Raw genomic sequence first — 19,223 nt, forward strand, 5'->3', positions numbered from 1 at the left:
GGATGGCGATCGATTTATTGTTCGCTCGCTCAAGCTCGCTATCGCGGCCCGCAAGCCTTGATCTCGGGCTTTTTACGAATCCGTCGGAAATGCGACTTTTTACGATTTCATCAAAGGTAATGTGCAATGATAAATCGACCATGCTGATCCACCATCGACAACATCAATAGTGTCTTTCCAACCATGTCAAACTCCCGGGAAATTCCTCAAATTACCGATTACGGCGGCCGTCGTCGGCAGTATGACCGGAGGTTGAATTTTGAACGGCCAACGGTGCCGGAGTTCCGTTCCGGTCGGCAGCGACGGTGCGGCCACGATCGACGCAGTATAAAAAATAATGCCCGGTTCAAGGTGAAATCCGAACGGCGAGTCGATTTTGAGCGATTTAGAAAATTGATCCCCGAGGAGGAAAAAATCGCTGAAGAACAAATGATCCTCATTGACAACACCGCCGATATCACCGAAGACGCCTGACCAAGACGCCGGATTGATCGGTTGCATCGTCCGAGCAGGTGGTGTACAAGGTCGCTGCGGAGCCCCTAATCCTCAACCTCAACGATCACGCACGATTGCCTCGGACGTGGGCCGCAACTAAACTTCATCGCGCATGTGGTAAGGAGAACTGCCATGACCCGGACGTGCCGGCTCGAACGAAAAACAACGGAAACCCAAGTCCAGGTCGAACTGAACCTGGATGGAGAGGGACAGGCCGATATCAACACCGGTATCGCCTTTCTCGATCACATGTTGACCCTGTTCTGCGTTCACGGCCGATTTGATCTGGATGTGCAGGCCAAGGGTGACCTGGAGGTGGATTATCATCATACCGTCGAGGACGTCGCACTGGTTCTGGGCGAAGCCGTCTCTACGGCCCTGGACAATCGCTTCGGCATTCGCCGCTACGGATTTGCCGTGACGCCCATGGACGACGCGCTGGCCGAAGTGGCCATCGATCTGTCCAACCGCCCTTTTCTCGTTTTTCACCTGCCGCCGGTACTGGAGTCCGTGGGGCGCTTTGACCGGGGCCTATCCAAAGAGTTTTTCAGGGCCTTTGCGGTGAAGGGCGGCATGAATCTGCATATCAACGTGAAATACGGGGAAAACGAGCACCATGTGCTTGAATCGGTTTATAAGTCTACTGGCCGGGCACTCAAGCAGGCGGTGTCGATCGACACCGTTCGCAGGGGAGTTCGCTCTTCAAAAGGTGTCCTGTAATCCGGAGCTCATCGGGTTGGCAAGATAATCCGGCATGGTCGCATCCTGAACCGGTAACCGATCGCTGCAGGTAAAGACCCACCGTCTATCAGGATTCCATCGCTTCAAGGGCTATCCTGATCTTCAATATCCAGTGTTTTTAAATAAAGCCGCTACTATACATTGACAAAATAGCTCTGAGGATTTATCGTACCCAATTCAACAAAGGTTGACCCTATGCACAAGGTAGCTATCGGCCCAGTCCCGGCGTTCAGGCGCTTTTTTTACCGCCAATCTGGCCCGTGACCGTCTTTTCAGTGAAGATGGCCCAGGTCCTACCGGAGCACGATTGAACCCGAATCCATTTGAAATGGAGGCGGCTTTTCTTGGCGGCGTATATTCCTGACGAAAAAATTACAGCGATCAAAAATGCTTCCGATATTGTTGATATCGTATCGGAGACGGTATCCCTGCGGCGAGCGGGGCGCAACCTTTTGGGGCTGTGCCCCTTTCATGCCGAAAAGACCCCGTCATTCACCGTGAGCCCCGACAAACAGATATTTTATTGTTTTGGCTGTGGTGCCGGTGGTAACGTATTCAGTTTCCTGATGAAACACAGCGGACTCACCTTTCCGGAGGTTGCCAGATCACTGGCCGGACGTTACGGCATCGACCTGCCCACACGAAATCTGTCTCCCCACGAGAAAAAAAAGTTGACGGAACGGGAAACGATACTAACGCTTAATGGCGATGCCGTGTCCTTTTACCAAGGTTGTCTGCTCTCGGAGGAGCGCGGTAAACAGGCCAAGGGGTATCTGTTAAAAAGGGGGATGACGCGCAAAACGATTGATGAATTCAAAATAGGATTTGCACCGGAGGGTTGGGATTCACTGGTTAGTCACTTCCGTTCAAGGAGAAAACCTGTCGAAATGGCTTTGCAGGCCGGGTTAATCGTTTCCCGTAAAAAAGGGGAGGGACATTACGATCGGTTCCGGAACCGGATCATCTTTCCCATTTTCAATGGACAGAGCCAGACAGTGGGATTTGGCGGCCGGGTGATGGACGATGCGCTGCCCAAATACTTAAATAGCCCGGACACACCGGTATACAACAAGAGCCGATCCATGTATGGGCTAAACCGGGCCCGCCAAAAATGCCGGGAAACGCAGGCGGTATATGTCGTTGAAGGCTATTTCGACCTGCTTTCCATGCACCAGTTCGGCATCGAGAACACGGTGGCCACCTTGGGGACCTCCTTGACGGCCGACCACGTTCAAATCCTCAAGGGGTTCGTGGGTGAGGGGGGCAAGGCCGTCTTGGTTTACGATTCGGACCTGGCGGGTATCAAAGCGGCACAGCGCAGCGTGGCGGTTTTCCAAAAAGGACTGCTGGAGGCACGGATCATGGTGTTGCCCAAAGGCCATGATCCGGATTCATTTCTCATGGCTCACGGTCCCGATGATTTTTTAGAGGTAGCTGGTCAATCCATGGGTATGATTCCATTCATGGTGGAATCGGCTGTCGAGAAGCATGGATTGAGTATCGACGGCAAGGTCCGCATCGTCAACGACCTGAAATCGGCCATCCTGGCTATCGGCGATCCGGTTGCCCGGTCGCTCCGGGTCAAGCACCTGGCAGAGCGGATTGGTGTGGATGAAACGGTCCTCCTGCAGAAGATCAAGCGAACGGCGCAGTCCCCTGCCAAGGCGTCCTGGCTGAAAGGTCGGCCGGGCATGGTTAACGCACCGGAGCCGTCGCCGATTCGCGGGAAAACCTACCGACTTGAACGGCAGATGGTGGCCATGATGCTTCAGTTCCCGGAGATGATCGCCGATATCAAGCGGCGACGGCTCATGGATCATTTCACGGATCCTGTGCTGGCAGAGATCGGGCGTGGCATACTCGACCATTTCACCACTATCGACAGCGACATCGCCGGCCTGGTATCCCGCTGGGACGACCCGGAGAAAAAGGCGGTGATTGCCCGGCTTTCACTAACCGATGAGCACTGGGACCGAGACGGTTGCATGAACCTGATGTCCCAATTCGAGAGCAGCATACGCCGTCGTGACAAGGTGTTGTTAAATCGTATCGAGGCCGCGGAAAAAAGCGGCGATGTAACCCTTCTGGCCACGCTTTTGCGGGAAAAACAGCAGCAGGCCCGAAAGACAATGGAAAAACAAAGCGGTGTGAACCATTGACCGCTGACCATGGCATGTGGCGGCTTAGGACAGCCGTTGACGGGCATGGGAATAAAAAACGAGTTTCAGAATACCGCGACCCATTGATGGACTGCAATATGTCCGGCTGTGGTTCAGGAGGCAAACGGCATGACCAAAAAATCCGATAACAAGCGCAAGGGGACATCCACGCAGACCGGAAAAAAATCGGCCCGGAAGAAAGCCGAGACGGGTGGCAAGTCGGCTGTCGGCGCCGCTGCACGTGACGAAAAATCGGAAAAGACAAAGAAAGCGACGAAGAAGAACGACCAGAAACTGCTCAAGGCCCTCATAGAAAAAGGCAAGGAGCAGGGCTCACTGACTTATGACGAGATTAACGAGGTCCTCCCCAATGAGATGATGTCTTCGGAAATGATCGACGATACCCTGATGATGTTCGACGATATGGATATTGAGATCATCGAAAGCGATAACGAAATTTCAGACAAGGAAAGCTCCCCCGAAAAGAAAGCGGCGCTGAACAAGGCCGTAGCGGTATCGGACATTGGTTCGGTTACGGATCCGGTGAAGATGTATCTTCGCGAGATGGGCATGGTCACCCTCCTCAGCCGTGAAGGAGAGGTGGTGATTGCCAAGAAGATCGAAGAGGGTGAACAGGACGTTCTCAAGGCGCTTTTGGAAACCTCTTTAGGCGTCAAATACATCCTTGAATTCGGGGACCTGATCGAAGTGGGTGCCCTGCGGCCGAAGCATGTCTTGCGTGATGTGGATGAAGGGGACGCCTATGTGGATGAGATGGTTCAGATTGAAAACTTTCTTGAAACCATTGCTGGAATCCGCGCGGTGAATGATGAAATCAAAACGTACCGTGAACGCATGTTTTCCGAGCAGATGGAACCCGATGAGGCCCGCCGGGTCAGGCGGTGCATCATGCGGCGCAACAATAAAATTTTCGAGCTGCTCAAGGGATGGCGGCTGGAAGGCGGTGTGATCGACCGCATCGAAGCGCATATTCGCCGGCTCATCGACTGGTTCGATGCACAGAACAAGTTGGTGGCCATCACCGCAGAAGCATTCGGTGCAACGATTGGGGAGCTTCGCGAACACTTGACCACCAAAGCCAAATTCATGAAATGGGCCAAAAAACAGTCCAGCATTGATGAAGAGGCGCTGGGGCGAATTTATACCCACCTGAATTCGATGGCCGAGCAGCTGGTGGAAAAGGAAAATGACTTCAAGGCCAACAACCGCAACCTCAAGCGGGTGATGGCCAGTGTGGATGAAGGCCGCATGCGGGCAAAATTTGCCAAAAGCGAGCTGATTCGAGCCAACCTGAGACTGGTGGTCAGCATCGCCAAAAAATACACCAACCGTGGACTCCAGTTTCTTGATCTCATCCAGGAGGGCAACATCGGACTGATGAAGGCGGTGGACAAGTTCGAGTACCGCCGGGGCTACAAGTTCAGCACCTACGCCACCTGGTGGATCCGGCAGGCCATCACCCGGGCCATCGCCGACCAGGCGCGAACGATACGCATTCCGGTGCATATGATCGAAACCATCAACAAGCTGATCCGCACCTCCCGCTACCTGGTTCAGGAGTTCGGCAGGGAACCCCGTCCGGAGGAGATTGCCGAGAAGATGGAAATTCCCATCGACAAGGTCCGCAAGGTGCTAAAAATTGCCAGGGAGCCGATTTCTCTGGAAACCCCGATCGGGGAGGAGGAAGACAGCCATCTGGGCGATTTTATCGAAGACAAGAAATTCATGCTGCCATCAGAAGCGGCGGTCAGCATGAACCTGGCCGAGCAGACCCGCAAAGTACTGGCTACCCTGACCCCTCGTGAGGAAAAAGTGCTTCGCATGCGCTTCGGCATTGGTGAGAAGGCGGACCACACGTTAGAAGAGGTTGGGCAGGACTTTACCGTTACCCGCGAGCGAATCCGGCAGATCGAGGCAAAAGCGCTGAGAAAGCTGCGCCACCCCACCCGCAGCCGGAAGCTGAAGAGCTTTATCGACCATTGATATGTGACACGGGACGGGCTTGCATTTGCTTGACAATTTGCCATGATGGAGGTAGACAAACAATCGCTTTTGATCTGATACGGGCCCATAGCTCAGCTGGCAGAGCCACCGGCTCATAACCGGTCGGTCCCTGGTTCGATCCCAGGTGGGCCCACTTAAAAAAACTCCGGCGCCGTTCGTCAACCCCTAACGCCCGGAGGCCTCGGCATCTGGTTCTGTTGGGGAGAAAAAGGCGATTCGGCGTGGATAGACTCCGGCTACCGCGCCTTTTTTTATGTACGTTGCCGGCTGTTGATTTTTTGAGGAAACCAGCATGACAGCAACCGTCGCTCAATTTGTCCGGATTCTCGACCACCTGGCACCTCCACGCCTGGCGGAGCCGTGGGACAATGTCGGTCTTCAGATCGGAAACCGTAGCTGGCCTGTAAAAAAAGTATGGACGGCCTTGGACCCGTTGCCCGAGGTGGTGGCCAGGGCCTGTGAAAACGGTGTGGATTTATTGGTCACACACCATCCGCTGTTTTTCAAACCGGTCAAGCACATTGACTGCAATTCACCGCTTGGTGGAATTGCCGAAATGGCCTTGTCCCGACGGCTGGCCATTTTCAGTGCCCACACCAACCTGGATAGTGTGCCGGGCGGTGTCAATGATGTCCTGGTTGGTCGGATGGGGTTGCGCACGGTTCGGGTTCTGGCCGGGCCTGCCGATGCCGACATGTGCAAACTGGTGGTATTCGTTCCTTCGAACCGAGTGAAGGTCATTCTCGATACCCTGTTTGCAATGGATGCCGGCCGGATGGGTAATTATTCATGCAGCAGTTTCCGATGCGAGGGTGTTGGCACCTTTTTACCGGGCAAGGGCGCATCCCCGGCCGTCGGCAAAATCGGCATCCTTGCGGAAGTTCAGGAAAGCCGCATTGAAATCCTCTTGGCCAACGCCGACCTGAGCGCGGTGGTGGTTGCGCTGAAAAAGGTTCACCCGTATGAATCCATGGCCTATGATGTTTATCCGCTGACTGTCCACGACCACCAGGCCGGTTTGGGACGGGTGGGGGAGCTTGAGTCACCCTTGCCACTGGATGCCTTCGCAGCGAAGCTGAAAGCCGCGCTGAATCTCTCAACGGTGAAGATTGTCGGCAAGGCGGATATGCCAGTAAAGACGGTGGCGGTGTGTTCCGGAAGCGGCGCCAGTTTGATGACCGCGGCAATCGCTGCTGGCGCACAGGCCTATGTGAGCGGGGATCTGGGCTATCACACGGCCAGAGATGCCCAGCAGGCTGGCATCGGGCTGATCGATATCGGACATTTTGGCTCGGAGCACCTGGTCGTCGATGTACTGGCTGCGCTTCTCCGTGAGTCCGTCAAGGCCGCAGGCATATCGGCCACCGTGGAAGCCGTGGATACGGAAAAAGACCCATTTCATTACCTGTGAACCGCGATAGCGAGCGCATTCCCCGGCGCTTGTCGAAGTGAAGCGGAGATCCCGCCATCGGGGTCGGCGCGAAGCAGAGATGCCGAGCAGCAGTGCGGCGGGGTTAGCGAGCGAACTGGAAATCGATTTTTTTATCCTTACGGCGAACCCTCCCCGCGACTTGCCGCGGGGAGGGTTCAAAAGCGGGATTCGAGAAAGGCAGGCATGAGCAATTTTCAAGAACAGATTAACATCCTCGTCGAGGTGCAGGGGGTTGAGTTGGAGATTCATCAAGCCGACCGGCTGGTCAATGCGTTGAGCAACGAAGCCGCCGCCCTTGATCAGGCGGTGGCCGAACGTGAGGCCATGGTCTCCTCCGAAAAAGCGGCCCTTGACGGTCTGAGAAAAGCCTATCGCGATCTTGAATCCGAAGCGAAGGTCAATGCAGAGATGGTCGTCAAAAGCAACGAAAAACTCCGCGCGGTTAAAACCAACAAGGAGTACCAGTCGATTTTGAAAGAGATCGATGAGATCCGCAAAAAAAATTCGGGCATCGAAGACCGAATGCTGGAGCAATTGGAGACCATTGAATCCGCTGAGGCGTCGGTTAAGTCAAAAGAGGCGGAGCTGGCGGGTTTCGTTCAATCCTACCGGGAAAAAAAAGAAATGTTCGCCGCCAAGGAGAAGCGGGAACGGCAGAGTGTTGAAGCGCTGAACGAAAAGAAGGCCCGGATCAGTGCCAATGCCGATCCACAAATATTTACCGTTCTGGACGATGTGAAAAAAAAGGTTCGTGGGCTGGCTGTGGTACCCGTTCAGCAGGCCATCTGCATGGGATGCCACATGAACATTCCCGCACAGTTGTTCAATGAGCTGCAGCGGTTTGATGAACTTCGGTTTTGCCCCCACTGCCATCGGATTATTTATTGGAAAGAACAAGGATGATAATCCAGTAAAAAGTCTCATTTTAGACGGATTCGTAAAAAGCCCGGGTTAAGGCTTGCGGGCCGCGAAAGCGAGCTTAAGCGAGCGAACAGTATATCGATCTTCATCATTACGGCGAACATTCATGTTCCATCCCGAGAATACCGCTATCGCGGGTGCCGTAGGCAGTGTACTAACCGTATTCCGCAGTGACGAGGGATGAAGCGTAACGTAGTTATCGGGTTTTTTACGAATCCGTCAAGGATAGCGAATAGCGGTCGGAGCAGACCTGGCGATCGCTGGCTCCTTTTCTTTCGGGAGCTGGAGGAAAGTCCGAACACCACAGGGCAGGGTGCTCCATAACATGGAGTCACGGCGACGTGAAGGCAAGTGCAACAGAGAGCAGACCGCCCTGCCGTTGTCGGCAGGGTAAGGGTGAAACGGTGCGGTAAGAGCGCACCAGTTCTCCGGGCGACCGGAGAAGCTAGGTAAACCCCATCCGGTGCAAGACCAAATAGGGGAGCGTCAGAGGGCTGCCCGTCCAAGCTCCCGGGTAGGTCGCACGAGGTGCCGGGCAATCGGCATCCCAGATGAATGGTTGCCGCCCCCGATCCGGGTAACCGGCCGGGGGAACAGAATTCGGCTTACGGGCTGCTCCGGCCGCTATCTCGTTCTTTGTAGCCTTTCAGAGGCTCAGGATTGCGAGTTCAACGTTAACATTCCGACCCTCAGGGGCCAGCGTGCATTTATGACATAGTGTACTAAATCAATCGGAGGGGGGCACTTTATTTTACCGGCCTATTTGTCAGGCTTCCGGCGCGGCAGACTCTGTTACGATTTTCTGTTAACCCTGAACCTCTGAACCCTGATCACGGAGCGCAACGTGAACGATCCCTGCAGTGAAATCTCTTTTTCCGAAAAGGTCAGAATCTTCTCTATAGACTACCTGAAATGCTGCATCTATATCTCCAGCCGGCAGACGCCTAATCACGTTTTTACCAAAAAGCTATATTCCAAACTGATCAGCACCTCCCAGGTGCTCGAAGACTTCCTCGACTTCCACGGGGCTAAGAACAGCGAGGCCTGGTACCTGTACCGGGAGCTGTGTGCCACCGTCAGGCACCTTTGTCTTGGGGCATACTGCCAGAAGCATATTTTAAACCGGATGGTATTCTATGATATTCCAGACACCGAGGTGTTTCGTGAACAGGGGGAAAAAACCCTTAAATTCTTGAATGATGCCCTGCGGAATCTGGCTCCCGTGATTATTGATGAGGCTTCGCGGTTGAACATTGCATTGCCGGTGGACGCTTTCGGGTCAGAGGACTTTCCTGGCATAACCACCAGCGAAATGCTCAAATACGACATTGACGATGACGCCAAGGATGTTCAAAAGCGCAACATCGTGAAAATAGCCAGCGAGTTTCTTTCCATCGCTGTCAGCTTCGACCCGATGGGGTTTTACGAGCCTTACGGTAATGACGAGATCGCTGCTCTGGTTCCTGAAACGGTGAACGAGGTGCAGATCCGCCGTTTCGAGATGTTGGTGCACAACCTTCAGTCTTCCTTTGATACCTATGTGATTCACGGCGGTTTCCGGTTCGGTGACCGCAAGCTGAAGTCGTTAAGAAGTTATTTCTCTATTGTCTTCCATTTGCTGCAGATGATGGGGCGTCTGCTTCATTTTTACGAACGGCACCTTCACGAAGCCGGCTATAAAAACACATACAAACGGGTTCAGGATAAACTGGCATCCCTGGTGGACCCGGTGGTCTTGCTGGACCGGACCATCAATTTCGGTCTATACTATGCCTGCCACTACCTCAACGCCGGTAAGAAACTGGCGCGTGAAATTCTCAATGAAAACATCGAGCGTTCCGCCATTACCGTTGGGATTCCGGTCAAACTGGGGTTTCACAGCCGGCCCAGTCTCCTGGTGGCCAAGATCGTTCAACATTTCGGGGGGCAGGTGGAACTGGTAGTGGGTCAAGACCGGTTCGATGCCAGCAGTGTGCTGGACATTCAATGGGCCGGCGGAAAAATACAAAAAGAGAAGATCACTGAGGTGATTTTCGAGGGAGATACCCGTGCCTTGGCTGCCATTGAGATCCTTGCCGGCGTCAATTACGGGGAAGATACCATGGGCAAAGGCGTGCCGCTACCCAGCGAATTGAGCTACCTGAAATGATTTGTGCCGTCATCGTCGCCGGTGGAAGCGGTTCCCGCATGAAGACAGCCGTAAGAAAACAATACCTCAACCTGGGCGGCGTGCCCATTGTCGCCCATACGCTGATGGCTTTTGACCGGCACCCCGATCTGGACAGAATTGTTCTCGTGGTTCCAGAAAATGACCTGGAATGGTGCCGGGCTGACATGGTGGCGCCGCTTTCCCTGGAGCATGGTGTTCAATTGGTGGCCGGTGGGCGCCGGCGGCAGGACTCTGTATTCAACGGGCTTGCCGCCGTTGGCGTTTCCGACGGCACCGTCATGATCCATGATGCGGTGCGTCCATTCGTGCGTTTGTCTCTCATGAATGCCTGTCTTGCCGGCGTCAAGAATACCGGCGGATGCATCCCGGCGATACCGGCCACCGACACCTTAAAGCAGGTGGATGCCAGCGGGGTGATCGTCGGCACGCTGAACCGGCACCAGATCCGTCTCGCCCAGACGCCCCAAACCTTTTCCCTCGACTTGATCCGGTCTGCCCACCAATTGGCCGGTCAGCGCGGGTTCACCGCCACCGACGATGCTTCCATCGCCGAATTTGCCGGAGAGACGGTGACCGTGGTGCCCGGCGACCCGGACAACATCAAAATCACCACGCCGGCAGATCTATCGATCGGCAGGGACATATTCGCCAGATGGCGCGCAAAAGCGACCGGATAGCCACATACCCAATCAGGCTTGGAATGAGTCGTCGGAAATGATTCCGGCAATCAACCCGGCAAGCTTTTCGTGGTCGTGGCGGATGACGTCTCCCGATGTTTCAAGGAGGTCTTCCAGGATCAGTTGACAACCCGTATCCGGGAAACCGACGTCCACAAATTCTGCTTTCTGTTCACGATAGAGGGCCAGCAGGCGGTCATCGGGTCGTCGCGTGTTGACGATGGCACCGCTGATTTTCCGTCCGGTGAATCCTTCTATCGTAGAAATGAAATCGCTAGCCTGATAGTGGTTTGTTTCGCCAAATTTGGTCATGATGTTGACCACATGAAAAAGGGGTGCGGATACGGCAGTAAGCTTTTCCCGCAGGCCGGGAACGATGAGGTTGGGAATGATGCTGGTGAACAGGTCGCCCGGTCCCAAGATGATGATGTCGGCATCGGTGATGGCTTCCAGAACCGGCGGGTAAAGGGTGATCGCGTCACTGTGATGGGGGACCAGGTAGACATCCCGGATAGTTTCGCGCTGATGGCCCCGGGGGGTGTCTATGGCGCTTTCACCGTAAATCCGGCTGCCGTCGGTCAGTTCCGCCACCAGGGTGGCCCGGTCGATGGTGACCGGCAGGATTTCGCCCTTGGCATCCAGGATTTCGGCCAGGGCCTGAACGCCGGCGGGAAAGCTGCCGGTGTAGCGGGAGAGCATGGTTAAGAGCATGTTGCCGGCATTGTGCCCCTTGAGGCGCCTGTCCTTTTTGAACCGCTTTTGAAAGATGACCCGGGCGGTTTCCTGGTGGGGGGACAAGGCCAGGATGCACTTGAGGATGTCACCGGGAGGCAGGGTGCCCAACTCGTCACGGAGCCGGCCGGTGCTGCCCCCGCTGTCCATCATGGAAACGACGGCGCTGATGCGGATGTCTTTCAGATGTCTCAAGCCGGACAGCAGGGCATACTGGCCGCTGCCGCCGCCGATGGTGACCACATGAACCTTTCTCTTCGCTTTAGATCGTTTGTCCTTCACGGGTTCTCCCTGTATCAGCGTCTTGATTCCGCGGACTTGTTTTCTTAATCGGGGTCATGCGTGTAATCCAAAAACTTTTCCTTGAAACCGTCGTGGCGGGTGATGCCTTTGGCGATGATCAACTTGCGGCCGCTCTCCGTTCCGTCTGCCAAAACCCGGGCGTCGTGCCCTGGGCCCCTTCTTGAAAAGGAACGGACATGGGGATAGCGATGGGCCAGGTAACGGGTCAGTGCGTGGTCCTCGACACGAGCGGCGGGCAGATGGGTGCCAACGCCCCGCGAACCCGTTGCGGATGCCTGCTGCAAGGTGGTCTTGAATCCTTCGATGATGCCGACGGCAAAATCGGTTTTGCGATATCGATTCAGGTCTTTGTTTCGCCGATAATCCGCCCAGGCATCGTCGATATAGCGACATATGGCAGCATGGATATAGTCGGCGATCTGAACGTTTTTCCGGGTGCCGCTGATCTCGAGAACGCGCCCCATCCTTCCCTTTTTAAGCACCCAGGCCTGGATCCACATGCCCTGGATGAAGTAAAAATCCTGAAGCAGATGGGCCAGATGATAGGCCTCACGAAAATGCCTGAGGCGGGGTGCCCCTAAAAAAAGGCTGTGGTAATCCTGATCAAGGCCTTGAGCGATCAGGTCCACGTTATGGCGCGAAATGAGCTCGTGGGCTTTGAGCATGGCGGCCTGGGCTTCGTTGGGGTTGTTGCTTTCGGCCAGGGCCATGAGCTTGTGAATCCTGACCACGATGCGGTCCCGGTCGTTCAATTCCTCCCCCTGGTGCAGGCGCATGTGAAGGGGACGGCAGGTGCCGGAGGCTGCTGGGTTGGCACGCAACAGGCGACAGGCCTGTCGGAAACCGTTGCCATGGTCGGGTTCCGATGTGGCCAGTAACCCTTCGTGAGCCACCTGATGGGCCATTTCGTGAAGCAGCACCTCCTTGACATCATCCCACCGGTGATCGCTGATGATTTCCCGGCTCAAGGTGATTTCACGCTTGTCCCGACTCCAGGAGCCAAGCCTTGCCGGCATATCCCGTATGGCAAAAAGGGGTCGTTTGATGGATCGTCGAAGGGACTCGGGCAACAGCCACAGAGCGTTTTCCCATTCGGCCAAAAGACCGCGCAGGATCTGGTGATCGAAGGACGACTGGAGGGAGGAGACCCGGCCGGCGGCAAACCGGTCGGCGTTTATCGACGGTTTTTTGAAGTTGGCGGTCATGGCAAGGCGTCAGTCGATCAGCTGGGCCAGGGCCTCCAGGGCGTAAAGATACCCCGAAGCCCCTAACCCGGAGATTTGCGCGGTGGCAATGTCGGCGATGAACGACCGCTGCCGGAACGATTCCCGTTGGTGGATGTTTGACAGATGGACCTCGATCGTCGGTACATCCAGGATCAGGACCGCGTCTCGGATGGCCACACTGGTGTGGGTGAAAGCGGCCGGGTTGATGATCAGGCCCTGTACTCGCCCAACACCCTTTTGGATGGACTCGACAATTTCTCCCTCGTGGTTGGACTGGAACGTGGAAATCTCCAGGCCCAGTTCTGTGGCCTTGGCATGCAGGGAGGCGTCGATTTCCTCGAGGGTCCGGCTGCCGTAATGCTCAGGTTCGCGCTTTCCCAGCATGTTGAGGTTGGGGCCGTGGACCACGAGAATCAATTGGTTCTGCCGACTGTCAGCCACCGATACCCCCTTTTACCATTTAGCCTTGAGTTCGGAAATGGTCCGTTCATAATCGTCACTGCCGAAAATAGCGCTGCCGGCCACGAATACATCCGTGCCGGCTGCCGAGATGCGGTTGATGGTTCCGGCATTTACGCCGCCGTCGATCTGGATCAGGGTGGACAATTCCCGCTCGCGGATGATTGTGCTGAGTCGGGCCACCTTGTCCAGGGCCGACGGGATGAACTGCTGGCCACCGAATCCGGGGTTGACACTCATAATCAGGACGAAGTCCAGGTCATCCAATATCCACTGCAGGGATTCTAACGGTGTGGCGGGATTCAGGGCCACACCGGGCTTGGCCCCGCTTTCGCGGATCAATTGAATGGTTCGATGCAGATGAGTGCAGGCCTCCTGGTGGACAGCGATAAAGTCGGCACCGGCATCGGAAAAATCTTTTATATAGCGTTCCGGTCGTTCGATCATCAGGTGGACATCGATGGTCAGCGCGGTGGACCTGCGGACCGCTTCAACCACCAGCGGGCCCATGGTGATGTTCGGGACGAAACAGCCGTCCATGACATCCACATGGATCCAGTCTGCGCCGGCTGTTTCCACCGCAAGAACTTCCTCTCCCAGTCGAGAAAAATCAGCCGATAAGATCGACGGTGCAATACATTTCATCTACACTTCTCCTCACCCGTTCAACGATTCGCCGGCCCGGTCAGTTTGCATACATGATCCGGGTTTCAACCAGTTGACCATCCACATACACCAGTATCGTGGGGTTACCACTTTTTGGAACCAAAAGCCAGATTTCTTGGCCCGGTGCCAAGAAATCATCAAACAGGCTGAGCGAAATCTGCGGCTGGTTCATCCTGACCTGGACCCGCTTCTTTAAAAAACCGTTTTCCAGAGAGAATCTGAACAGTTCGACCTGATCGGTGTTTACGGTCTCGCCCGCATACCGGCCGGCATGGGATCGGTTTACCGTGAGGTCCACTCGGTTGCCCGGAGCCACCCGGTGCCCGGCCGGCGGCATCTGATCCACAATGGTATCCAACGGCTCACCGATCCGGCGAACCATCCGGATGCTTCCCACGGTCAACTGCATCTGTTCCAAACGGCGGATGGCCGACTCCGGGGTAAACCCGGACAGATCCACCATGGAAAATGCCGGGGATGACGGTCCCCGGCTGATCAGCAGGTCGGCACAGGTGTTCCGGGAAACGATTCCACCGGCTGGCGGATATTGGGCCATGATCTGCCCGGCGTCGAACCGGGGGCTGATCATGCCGGAGAGCACGCCTTGGCATAAACCGTTTTCAGTCAGCAGGATCCGGCTCTGCTGGAGGGAAAGACCGGCCAGGTTGGGCATTAAAATGGTTTCCGGCCCGCGGGAGACACGTATTTTTACGTCCCGCCCCCGTTTGATGGCAGCGCCGGCATCCGGATCCTGATCGATGACGTGGTTTTTAGGCACCTGGTCATGGTATGCCGTTCCTTTAACGCGGGTATTGAGCCCAAGGTCCGAAAGGATTTCGAGACCATAAAGGACGTCTTTGCCCACCAGCTCCGGGACGACGACGGTATCTTCTCCCTTGATGATCAGTGTCAGGGCCATGTAGGCCCCAATACCGGCCATGGCCATGAAAAGGGCCACCAGCAAAAAGATCTGCAGCGCTTTTTTCGCCAGGCGCGTTACCGATGAAGCGGGGGGAGATGGCATGGTATTAAAAGCGAACGGTCAGGCGCAGGGCGGCACCTTCGGGTGTCGGGGCCAGGGATAACGACATCTGCCTGCGTTGGTTAAGGCGTTGACGGTACTCGGTAATCCGGTCCCGGTTGTACTTATGGGCACTGGAGACGGCACCGTATATATTGCCGGCGTAAAACCCGAATTCCACGAAGCTGATCACGCTGCCAAGGGCGTATTGCTCGTTGTCAAAGGCTTCCCATGCCGCCCAGATCAGACCTGCGTTGATCAAAAAGGCGGTGGCCGCATCCTGGTATCTGTTGCAGTAAAGCTGGCCGCCGCCGGGCACGATCGAAAGAAAACCGGCGGTGGTCGGAGACTTGACCGGGATGGCATCGCTGTGGGCCAGGGCCTGCATCAGGTCGGCTACCTGGAAGCGGTCTTGATTGTCGGGTGAAATATGGCCGAAGGCTTGTTCGGCGTCGGTCCAGCGGCCCTGATCCACATGGAACCAGCCCAATTCGTAGCGGGCCCGATCGATGACCTCCGATGCCGAAGACAATGCCACGAGGTTGTGCAGGTCCAATATGGCCCGTTCGATCATGCCCTGGCGTGCATGGCTGCGGCTGAGCATGAAATAGGCTTGGTTGTCCAGGGGCGAACCGGTAAAATCAACCGTTTGCCGGTTGAAAATGGCCGCTGCCGCCTGATACTGGCCGGCGCTGAAGTGGGCCATGCCCGTCTGGAAATGGGCGCGGGGAACTCTGGGGTCTGCCGGAAAGAAATGGATAAAGCGGTTGAATTCGGCAATCGCCTCGTCGACGGCCCCGGAATCGAGGCGGGATTGGGCATACCGGTATTGGCTGTCCGCATCGATGGTCAACTGCGCGAAGCCAACGGCGGGTGCTGCAATCAGCACGAGGTAAAGGCCGACGGTGACGATCAGAAAATGGGGCACGGGTTTAATCACCTCTGGGCATTCCCTTCGTCAGTGCCGCCAGACGTCGTTGTTGCCAAGCGGATCCTGGCAGCGGATGCCGTTGCGGGTCATTACGGACGGGCTTCGCTTCAGTTCGTCGCGGCCGCAGCGCATCAGGCGATCGCTGGCCATGATCCATCCTTTGATGCTTCCATGGCGCTGCACGGCCTGCAGGGCATAGCTGGAACACGACGGGGTCATGGGGCAGCGGTGTCCGTCTGCGCCGGACAGGTAGTTCTGGAAAAAGCGGATGGGCGCCGCCATCACCGGCATGGAGTCTTCTTGGGGGGGTAGAGATGATGCCTGCGGCCCGGCCCATGCGGTGCCGACAAACAGGGTAAACAGTATCGCCAGGTAGAGGGTTTTCATAGTGCACCTTTAATCAAATGTTGGGCTTATACCGAAGTGCTCAAAGTTTTTTCTCATGTCGACCATCGAACGGCCCACGTTGAACTCCGATGACGAGATCGCCTGGATGCGTCATTTATTCTATTGGATCGAATGCCCTATTCAATAGCCGGTGGTACACGTTCATCGGGTCATTCCTGGGTCACCCGAAGGACTTCTTCGATAGTGGTCGTGCCGGCCAACACTTTTTCGATGCCGCTCGTGCGCAGGGTTTTCATTTTGTACTGTAGGGCGAATTGTCTGATCTGCGTGGCATCGAAGGTTTTCAGAATCAGATTTTTTAACCCCTCGCGCATGTGCATGATCTCGAATATGGCGATGCGGCCGCGGTAGCCGGTGTTAAAGCACTTCTCGCAGCCATTGGCCTGATAGAGGGTGTGGTTTCTCAATTGCGTCCGCGAAATGCCGATGCTCTCCAGGATCACTCCAGGGGTGTAGGCCTCTTTGCAGTGGTCACACAGCACCCGCACCAGCCGCTGGGCGATCACCGCTACCACTGAGGAGGAGATGAGGAACGGCTCGACACCGATGTCCACCAGGCGTGTAATCGCACCGGCCGAATCGTTGGTGTGCAGTGTGGAGAACACCAGGTGACCGGTCAGGGCCGACTGGACGGCGATGGTGGCGGTTTCTTTGTCACGGATCTCGCCGATGAGGATCACATCCGGGTCCTGGCGGACGATGGCACGCAAGCCGCGGGCAAAGGTGAGATCGATTTTCGGGTTCACCTGGATCTGGCTGATGCCTTTGAGTTGGTACTCCACCGGATCTTCGATGGTGATGATGTTGATGTCCGGCTTGATGATGGAGGAAAGCACGGAATAGAGGGTGGTGGTCTTGCCGCTTCCGGTGGGGCCGGTCACCAGGATGATGCCGTTGGGTTGGGTCACCAGCCGGTTGAACAGTTCGTGATCCTCGGGCGACAGTCCCAGTTCCTTGAGGTTCAGGACCTCTTCCGATTTGTTCAACAGCCGCATGACCACCCGCTCGCCGAAGGTGGTTGGCAAGGTGGAAACACGCACGTCTACATTCTGGCTGCCGATTTTGACTTCCAGGCGACCGTCCTGGGGCAGCCGTTTTTCGGCGATATTGAGTTTGGCCATGACCTTGATTCGTGAGATCAATGACGCCTGAATCCATTTTGGCGGTGTGAGCAGATCGTAGAGGATTCCGTCCACCCGGTAGCGCACCTTGAAGCTGTCCTGATAAGGCTCGATGTGAATGTCGCTGGCGCGGGCCTTGATCGACTGGGAGATGATATGATTGACCAGTTTGATTATGGGGGCATCACTGGTGTCATCGAGCAGATCGGCAGTGTCCTCGATTTCGCTGATGATGGTACTGCCATCCTCTTCCATGTGCTGAACGAGCTGCTCGGCCGTGCCCCGGCTCATGTCAAAGATCAGGTTGATGGCGGCAAAAATGGCGCTTTTGGTGGAGAGCACAAGGTTGTAGGACGAAAAGCCGATTATCCGAGCCAGGTCGTCCAGGGGCTCAAATGCAGCGGGATCGTTGACAGCGATGATATTGACCATTTCCTCCGGCAGAACCGTAACCCCAGCAGCCGGGATGTTCTTCAGCACCAGCGGCACCATGGCATGGCGTTTGAGAAAACCGATGGGTGCACTGCGGGTGCGATCCTCTCCGAAGCTTTCCAGGGGCAGTTCGGGCCAGAAGGGGATGTCGTACAGCTCGCTCAAGGCATCCAGCAATTGGGTCTCGGTGATGACCTTACGGCGTATCAGTATCTCCGACAGACTGCCCCCTTTTTCATTGCGGAGTCTAATCGCGTCTGCAAGGTCCTCTTCAGAGACGCCGTACCTGCTCTTTATGATATTTTCCAGGGATTGATTCATTGGCCGTTATTAATGATGAGCGTGTCCGTAAAGCCCTGTCCGGTGAGGGTATCCCGGGCCATCTGTGCCGCAACGCGGTCCGGGAAACCGCCGATTTGTATCCGATACCAAATCTTGCCGTCCACATCCGTTTCGGCAATATAGGCCTGATGACCCATTTGTTTCAGTCGCTCAATCGACCCAATGGCCGACATTTGGTCGCTAACGGACTCCACTTGGAGGTAATAGCTGGCTGCCGCACGGTTGGTCACCGATTCAGCCGCGGATGGCGAGATCTGCATGATGGCGTCACCGTTTCCGGTTTCGCCCTTTTCGTTGATCAGGACCTCCGGGGCGGCATCGTCTGGCGGACCTGTTTCAATCGGCGGTTCGACCGTTGTTTCTCCACCGCCACGGTACAGTTTGATCTGCATCTCGCGCATCTGATCGATTCTGTTTTTTTTGGACTCAAGAATAGATGATGCTTCCTCGGGGTTCTGGACCACCCTGGGGGTGATGAAGATGAACAGATTGGTTTTTTCGCTGCCCTTGGACCGGGTTTTAAAGAGCCAGCCCAGTCCGGGAATATCACCCAGGCAGGGGACCTTGTATTCGGTTTGGGAGAAGTTGTCGTCGATAAGCCCGCCGATGACGACGGTGCCGCCGTCCTTGACCATCACCGTGGTTTCCACGGTGCGCTTCAGTGTCGTCGGACGGAAATCCGTTGTACTTTCCAGGGCGGAGACTTCCAGCGACAGGTTCAGCCGGACCATGCGGTCCTTGTTGATCTGAGGCGTGATTTTGAGGGTTTTGCCCACATCCCGGTATTCGAAGGAATTGAAGGTGTCGTTGTTGGTTGTCGACGTGGTGGTCTGGAATGGGATGTTCTTGCCCACCGTAATGCTGGCCTCCTGATTGTCGGTGGTGAGCAGCTGGGGCGTCGACAGAAGATTGACATCGCGGTCTTTTTTATAGGCCTGCACGATGGCCGCGATGCTGGGAAA

The 19,223-nt window shown here is 55.7% G+C and carries 17 protein-coding genes, 1 tRNA gene and 1 other RNA gene; 9 read left to right on the plus strand and 10 right to left on the minus strand.

Going from position 1 to position 19,223, the window contains the following annotated elements; translation table 11 throughout:
- Positions 1–186: 186 nt before the first annotated feature.
- Positions 187–501 (minus strand): hypothetical protein, encoded by a 315-nt coding sequence (locus tag QNK41_RS00865; protein WP_319252783.1) that lies wholly within the window; start codon positions 499–501, stop codon positions 187–189.
- A gap of 126 nt (positions 502–627) precedes the next feature.
- Here QNK41_RS00865 and hisB point away from each other — a divergent pair, with 126 nt between their 5' ends.
- The 9 genes from hisB (at position 628) to ispD (ending at position 10,620) form a co-directional block, all read left to right on the plus strand.
- Complete coding sequence (gene hisB, locus QNK41_RS00870; protein WP_319252785.1) at positions 628–1,215, plus strand: imidazoleglycerol-phosphate dehydratase HisB; 588 nt, start codon at positions 628–630, stop codon at positions 1,213–1,215.
- A 365-nt stretch (positions 1,216–1,580) separates the two neighbouring features.
- Positions 1,581–3,395, plus strand: coding sequence for a DNA primase (gene dnaG / locus QNK41_RS00875; protein WP_319252787.1), 1,815 nt, complete (start codon positions 1,581–1,583; stop codon positions 3,393–3,395).
- 129 nt (positions 3,396–3,524) lie between these two features.
- Complete coding sequence (gene rpoD / locus QNK41_RS00885; RefSeq protein WP_320416503.1) at positions 3,525–5,399, plus strand: RNA polymerase sigma factor RpoD; 1,875 nt, start codon at positions 3,525–3,527, stop codon at positions 5,397–5,399.
- An 81-nt stretch (positions 5,400–5,480) separates the two neighbouring features.
- Positions 5,481–5,553 (plus strand) — tRNA-Ile (locus QNK41_RS00890).
- A 159-nt stretch (positions 5,554–5,712) separates the two neighbouring features.
- Positions 5,713–6,831 (plus strand): Nif3-like dinuclear metal center hexameric protein, encoded by a 1,119-nt coding sequence (locus QNK41_RS00895; protein ID WP_319252789.1) that lies wholly within the window; start codon positions 5,713–5,715, stop codon positions 6,829–6,831.
- Positions 6,832–7,035: 204 nt separating this feature from the next.
- Positions 7,036–7,755 (plus strand): zinc ribbon domain-containing protein, encoded by a 720-nt coding sequence (locus QNK41_RS00900; protein WP_319252791.1) that lies wholly within the window; start codon positions 7,036–7,038, stop codon positions 7,753–7,755.
- A 259-nt stretch (positions 7,756–8,014) separates the two neighbouring features.
- An RNA gene (rnpB, locus tag QNK41_RS00905) (RNase P RNA component class A) lies at positions 8,015–8,396 on the plus strand.
- Positions 8,397–8,617: 221 nt separating this feature from the next.
- Positions 8,618–9,922, plus strand: a complete 1,305-nt coding sequence (locus QNK41_RS00910; protein ID WP_319252793.1) for an HPr family phosphocarrier protein — start codon at positions 8,618–8,620, stop codon at positions 9,920–9,922.
- Positions 9,919–10,620 carry a 2-C-methyl-D-erythritol 4-phosphate cytidylyltransferase gene (gene ispD, locus QNK41_RS00915; protein WP_319252795.1) on the plus strand — a complete coding sequence of 234 codons (702 nt, stop codon included), beginning with the start codon at positions 9,919–9,921 and terminating at the stop codon, positions 10,618–10,620. Before QNK41_RS00910 ends, ispD begins: the two co-directional genes overlap by 4 nt.
- A gap of 12 nt (positions 10,621–10,632) precedes the next feature.
- Here ispD and QNK41_RS00920 read toward each other — a convergent pair whose 3' ends face one another.
- The 9 genes from QNK41_RS00920 to QNK41_RS00960 form a co-directional block, all read right to left on the minus strand.
- A complete protein-coding gene (locus QNK41_RS00920) occupies positions 10,633–11,634 on the minus strand; it encodes a uridine diphosphate-N-acetylglucosamine-binding protein YvcK (protein WP_319252797.1) in 1,002 nt (333 codons plus the stop codon).
- Positions 11,635–11,678: 44 nt separating this feature from the next.
- Entirely contained in the window at positions 11,679–12,860 is a 1,182-nt protein-coding gene (locus QNK41_RS00925) for a DUF2786 domain-containing protein (protein WP_319252799.1), read from the minus strand.
- A gap of 9 nt (positions 12,861–12,869) precedes the next feature.
- Positions 12,870–13,322 (minus strand): type II 3-dehydroquinate dehydratase, encoded by a 453-nt coding sequence (aroQ, locus tag QNK41_RS00930; protein WP_319252801.1) that lies wholly within the window; start codon positions 13,320–13,322, stop codon positions 12,870–12,872.
- 12 nt (positions 13,323–13,334) lie between these two features.
- A complete protein-coding gene (rpe, locus tag QNK41_RS00935) occupies positions 13,335–13,985 on the minus strand; it encodes a ribulose-phosphate 3-epimerase (protein ID WP_319252803.1) in 651 nt (216 codons plus the stop codon).
- Between the two features lie 40 nt (positions 13,986–14,025).
- A complete protein-coding gene (locus QNK41_RS00940) occupies positions 14,026–15,030 on the minus strand; it encodes a PASTA domain-containing protein (protein ID WP_319252805.1) in 1,005 nt (334 codons plus the stop codon).
- A 4-nt stretch (positions 15,031–15,034) separates the two neighbouring features.
- Positions 15,035–15,955 carry a tetratricopeptide repeat protein gene (locus QNK41_RS00945; RefSeq protein ID WP_319252807.1) on the minus strand — a complete coding sequence of 307 codons (921 nt, stop codon included), beginning with the start codon at positions 15,953–15,955 and terminating at the stop codon, positions 15,035–15,037.
- Positions 15,956–15,985: 30 nt separating this feature from the next.
- On the minus strand, positions 15,986–16,345 hold the full coding sequence (yidD, locus tag QNK41_RS00950) for a membrane protein insertion efficiency factor YidD (RefSeq protein WP_319252809.1): 360 nt from the start codon (positions 16,343–16,345) through the stop codon (positions 15,986–15,988).
- A 170-nt stretch (positions 16,346–16,515) separates the two neighbouring features.
- Positions 16,516–18,240 carry a type II secretion system ATPase GspE gene (gene gspE / locus QNK41_RS00955; RefSeq protein ID WP_319252811.1) on the minus strand — a complete coding sequence of 575 codons (1,725 nt, stop codon included), beginning with the start codon at positions 18,238–18,240 and terminating at the stop codon, positions 16,516–16,518.
- Positions 18,237–19,223: SPOR domain-containing protein (locus QNK41_RS00960; protein WP_319252813.1), on the minus strand; the 987-nt coding region annotated here is incomplete at its 5' end. The genes QNK41_RS00960 and gspE, both read right to left, overlap by 4 nt.

The sequence above is a fragment of the Desulfosarcina sp. genome, assembly GCF_033791525.1.
Taxonomy (GTDB): domain Bacteria; phylum Desulfobacterota; class Desulfobacteria; order Desulfobacterales; family Desulfosarcinaceae; genus Desulfosarcina.

Excerpts from the sequence above, each read along its gene's own strand:
- yidD (WP_319252809.1), bottom strand. The coding sequence starts at position 16,345 with ATGAAAACCCTCTACCTGGCGATACTGTTTACCCTGTTTGTCGGCACC.
- rpe (WP_319252803.1), bottom strand. The coding sequence starts at position 13,985 with ATGAAATGTATTGCACCGTCGATCTTATCGGCTGATTTTTCTCGACTG.
- gspE (WP_319252811.1), bottom strand. The coding sequence starts at position 18,240 with ATGAATCAATCCCTGGAAAATATCATAAAGAGCAGGTACGGCGTCTCT.
- QNK41_RS00925 (WP_319252799.1), bottom strand. The coding sequence starts at position 12,860 with ATGACCGCCAACTTCAAAAAACCGTCGATAAACGCCGACCGGTTTGCC.
- QNK41_RS00865 (WP_319252783.1), bottom strand. The coding sequence starts at position 501 with ATGCAACCGATCAATCCGGCGTCTTGGTCAGGCGTCTTCGGTGATATC.
- ispD (WP_319252795.1), top strand. The coding sequence starts at position 9,919 with ATGATTTGTGCCGTCATCGTCGCCGGTGGAAGCGGTTCCCGCATGAAG.
- QNK41_RS00895 (WP_319252789.1), top strand. The coding sequence starts at position 5,713 with ATGACAGCAACCGTCGCTCAATTTGTCCGGATTCTCGACCACCTGGCA.
- QNK41_RS00900 (WP_319252791.1), top strand. The coding sequence starts at position 7,036 with ATGAGCAATTTTCAAGAACAGATTAACATCCTCGTCGAGGTGCAGGGG.
- rpoD (WP_320416503.1), top strand. The coding sequence starts at position 3,525 with ATGACCAAAAAATCCGATAACAAGCGCAAGGGGACATCCACGCAGACC.
- QNK41_RS00940 (WP_319252805.1), bottom strand. The coding sequence starts at position 15,030 with ATGCCATCTCCCCCCGCTTCATCGGTAACGCGCCTGGCGAAAAAAGCG.
- hisB (WP_319252785.1), top strand. The coding sequence starts at position 628 with ATGACCCGGACGTGCCGGCTCGAACGAAAAACAACGGAAACCCAAGTC.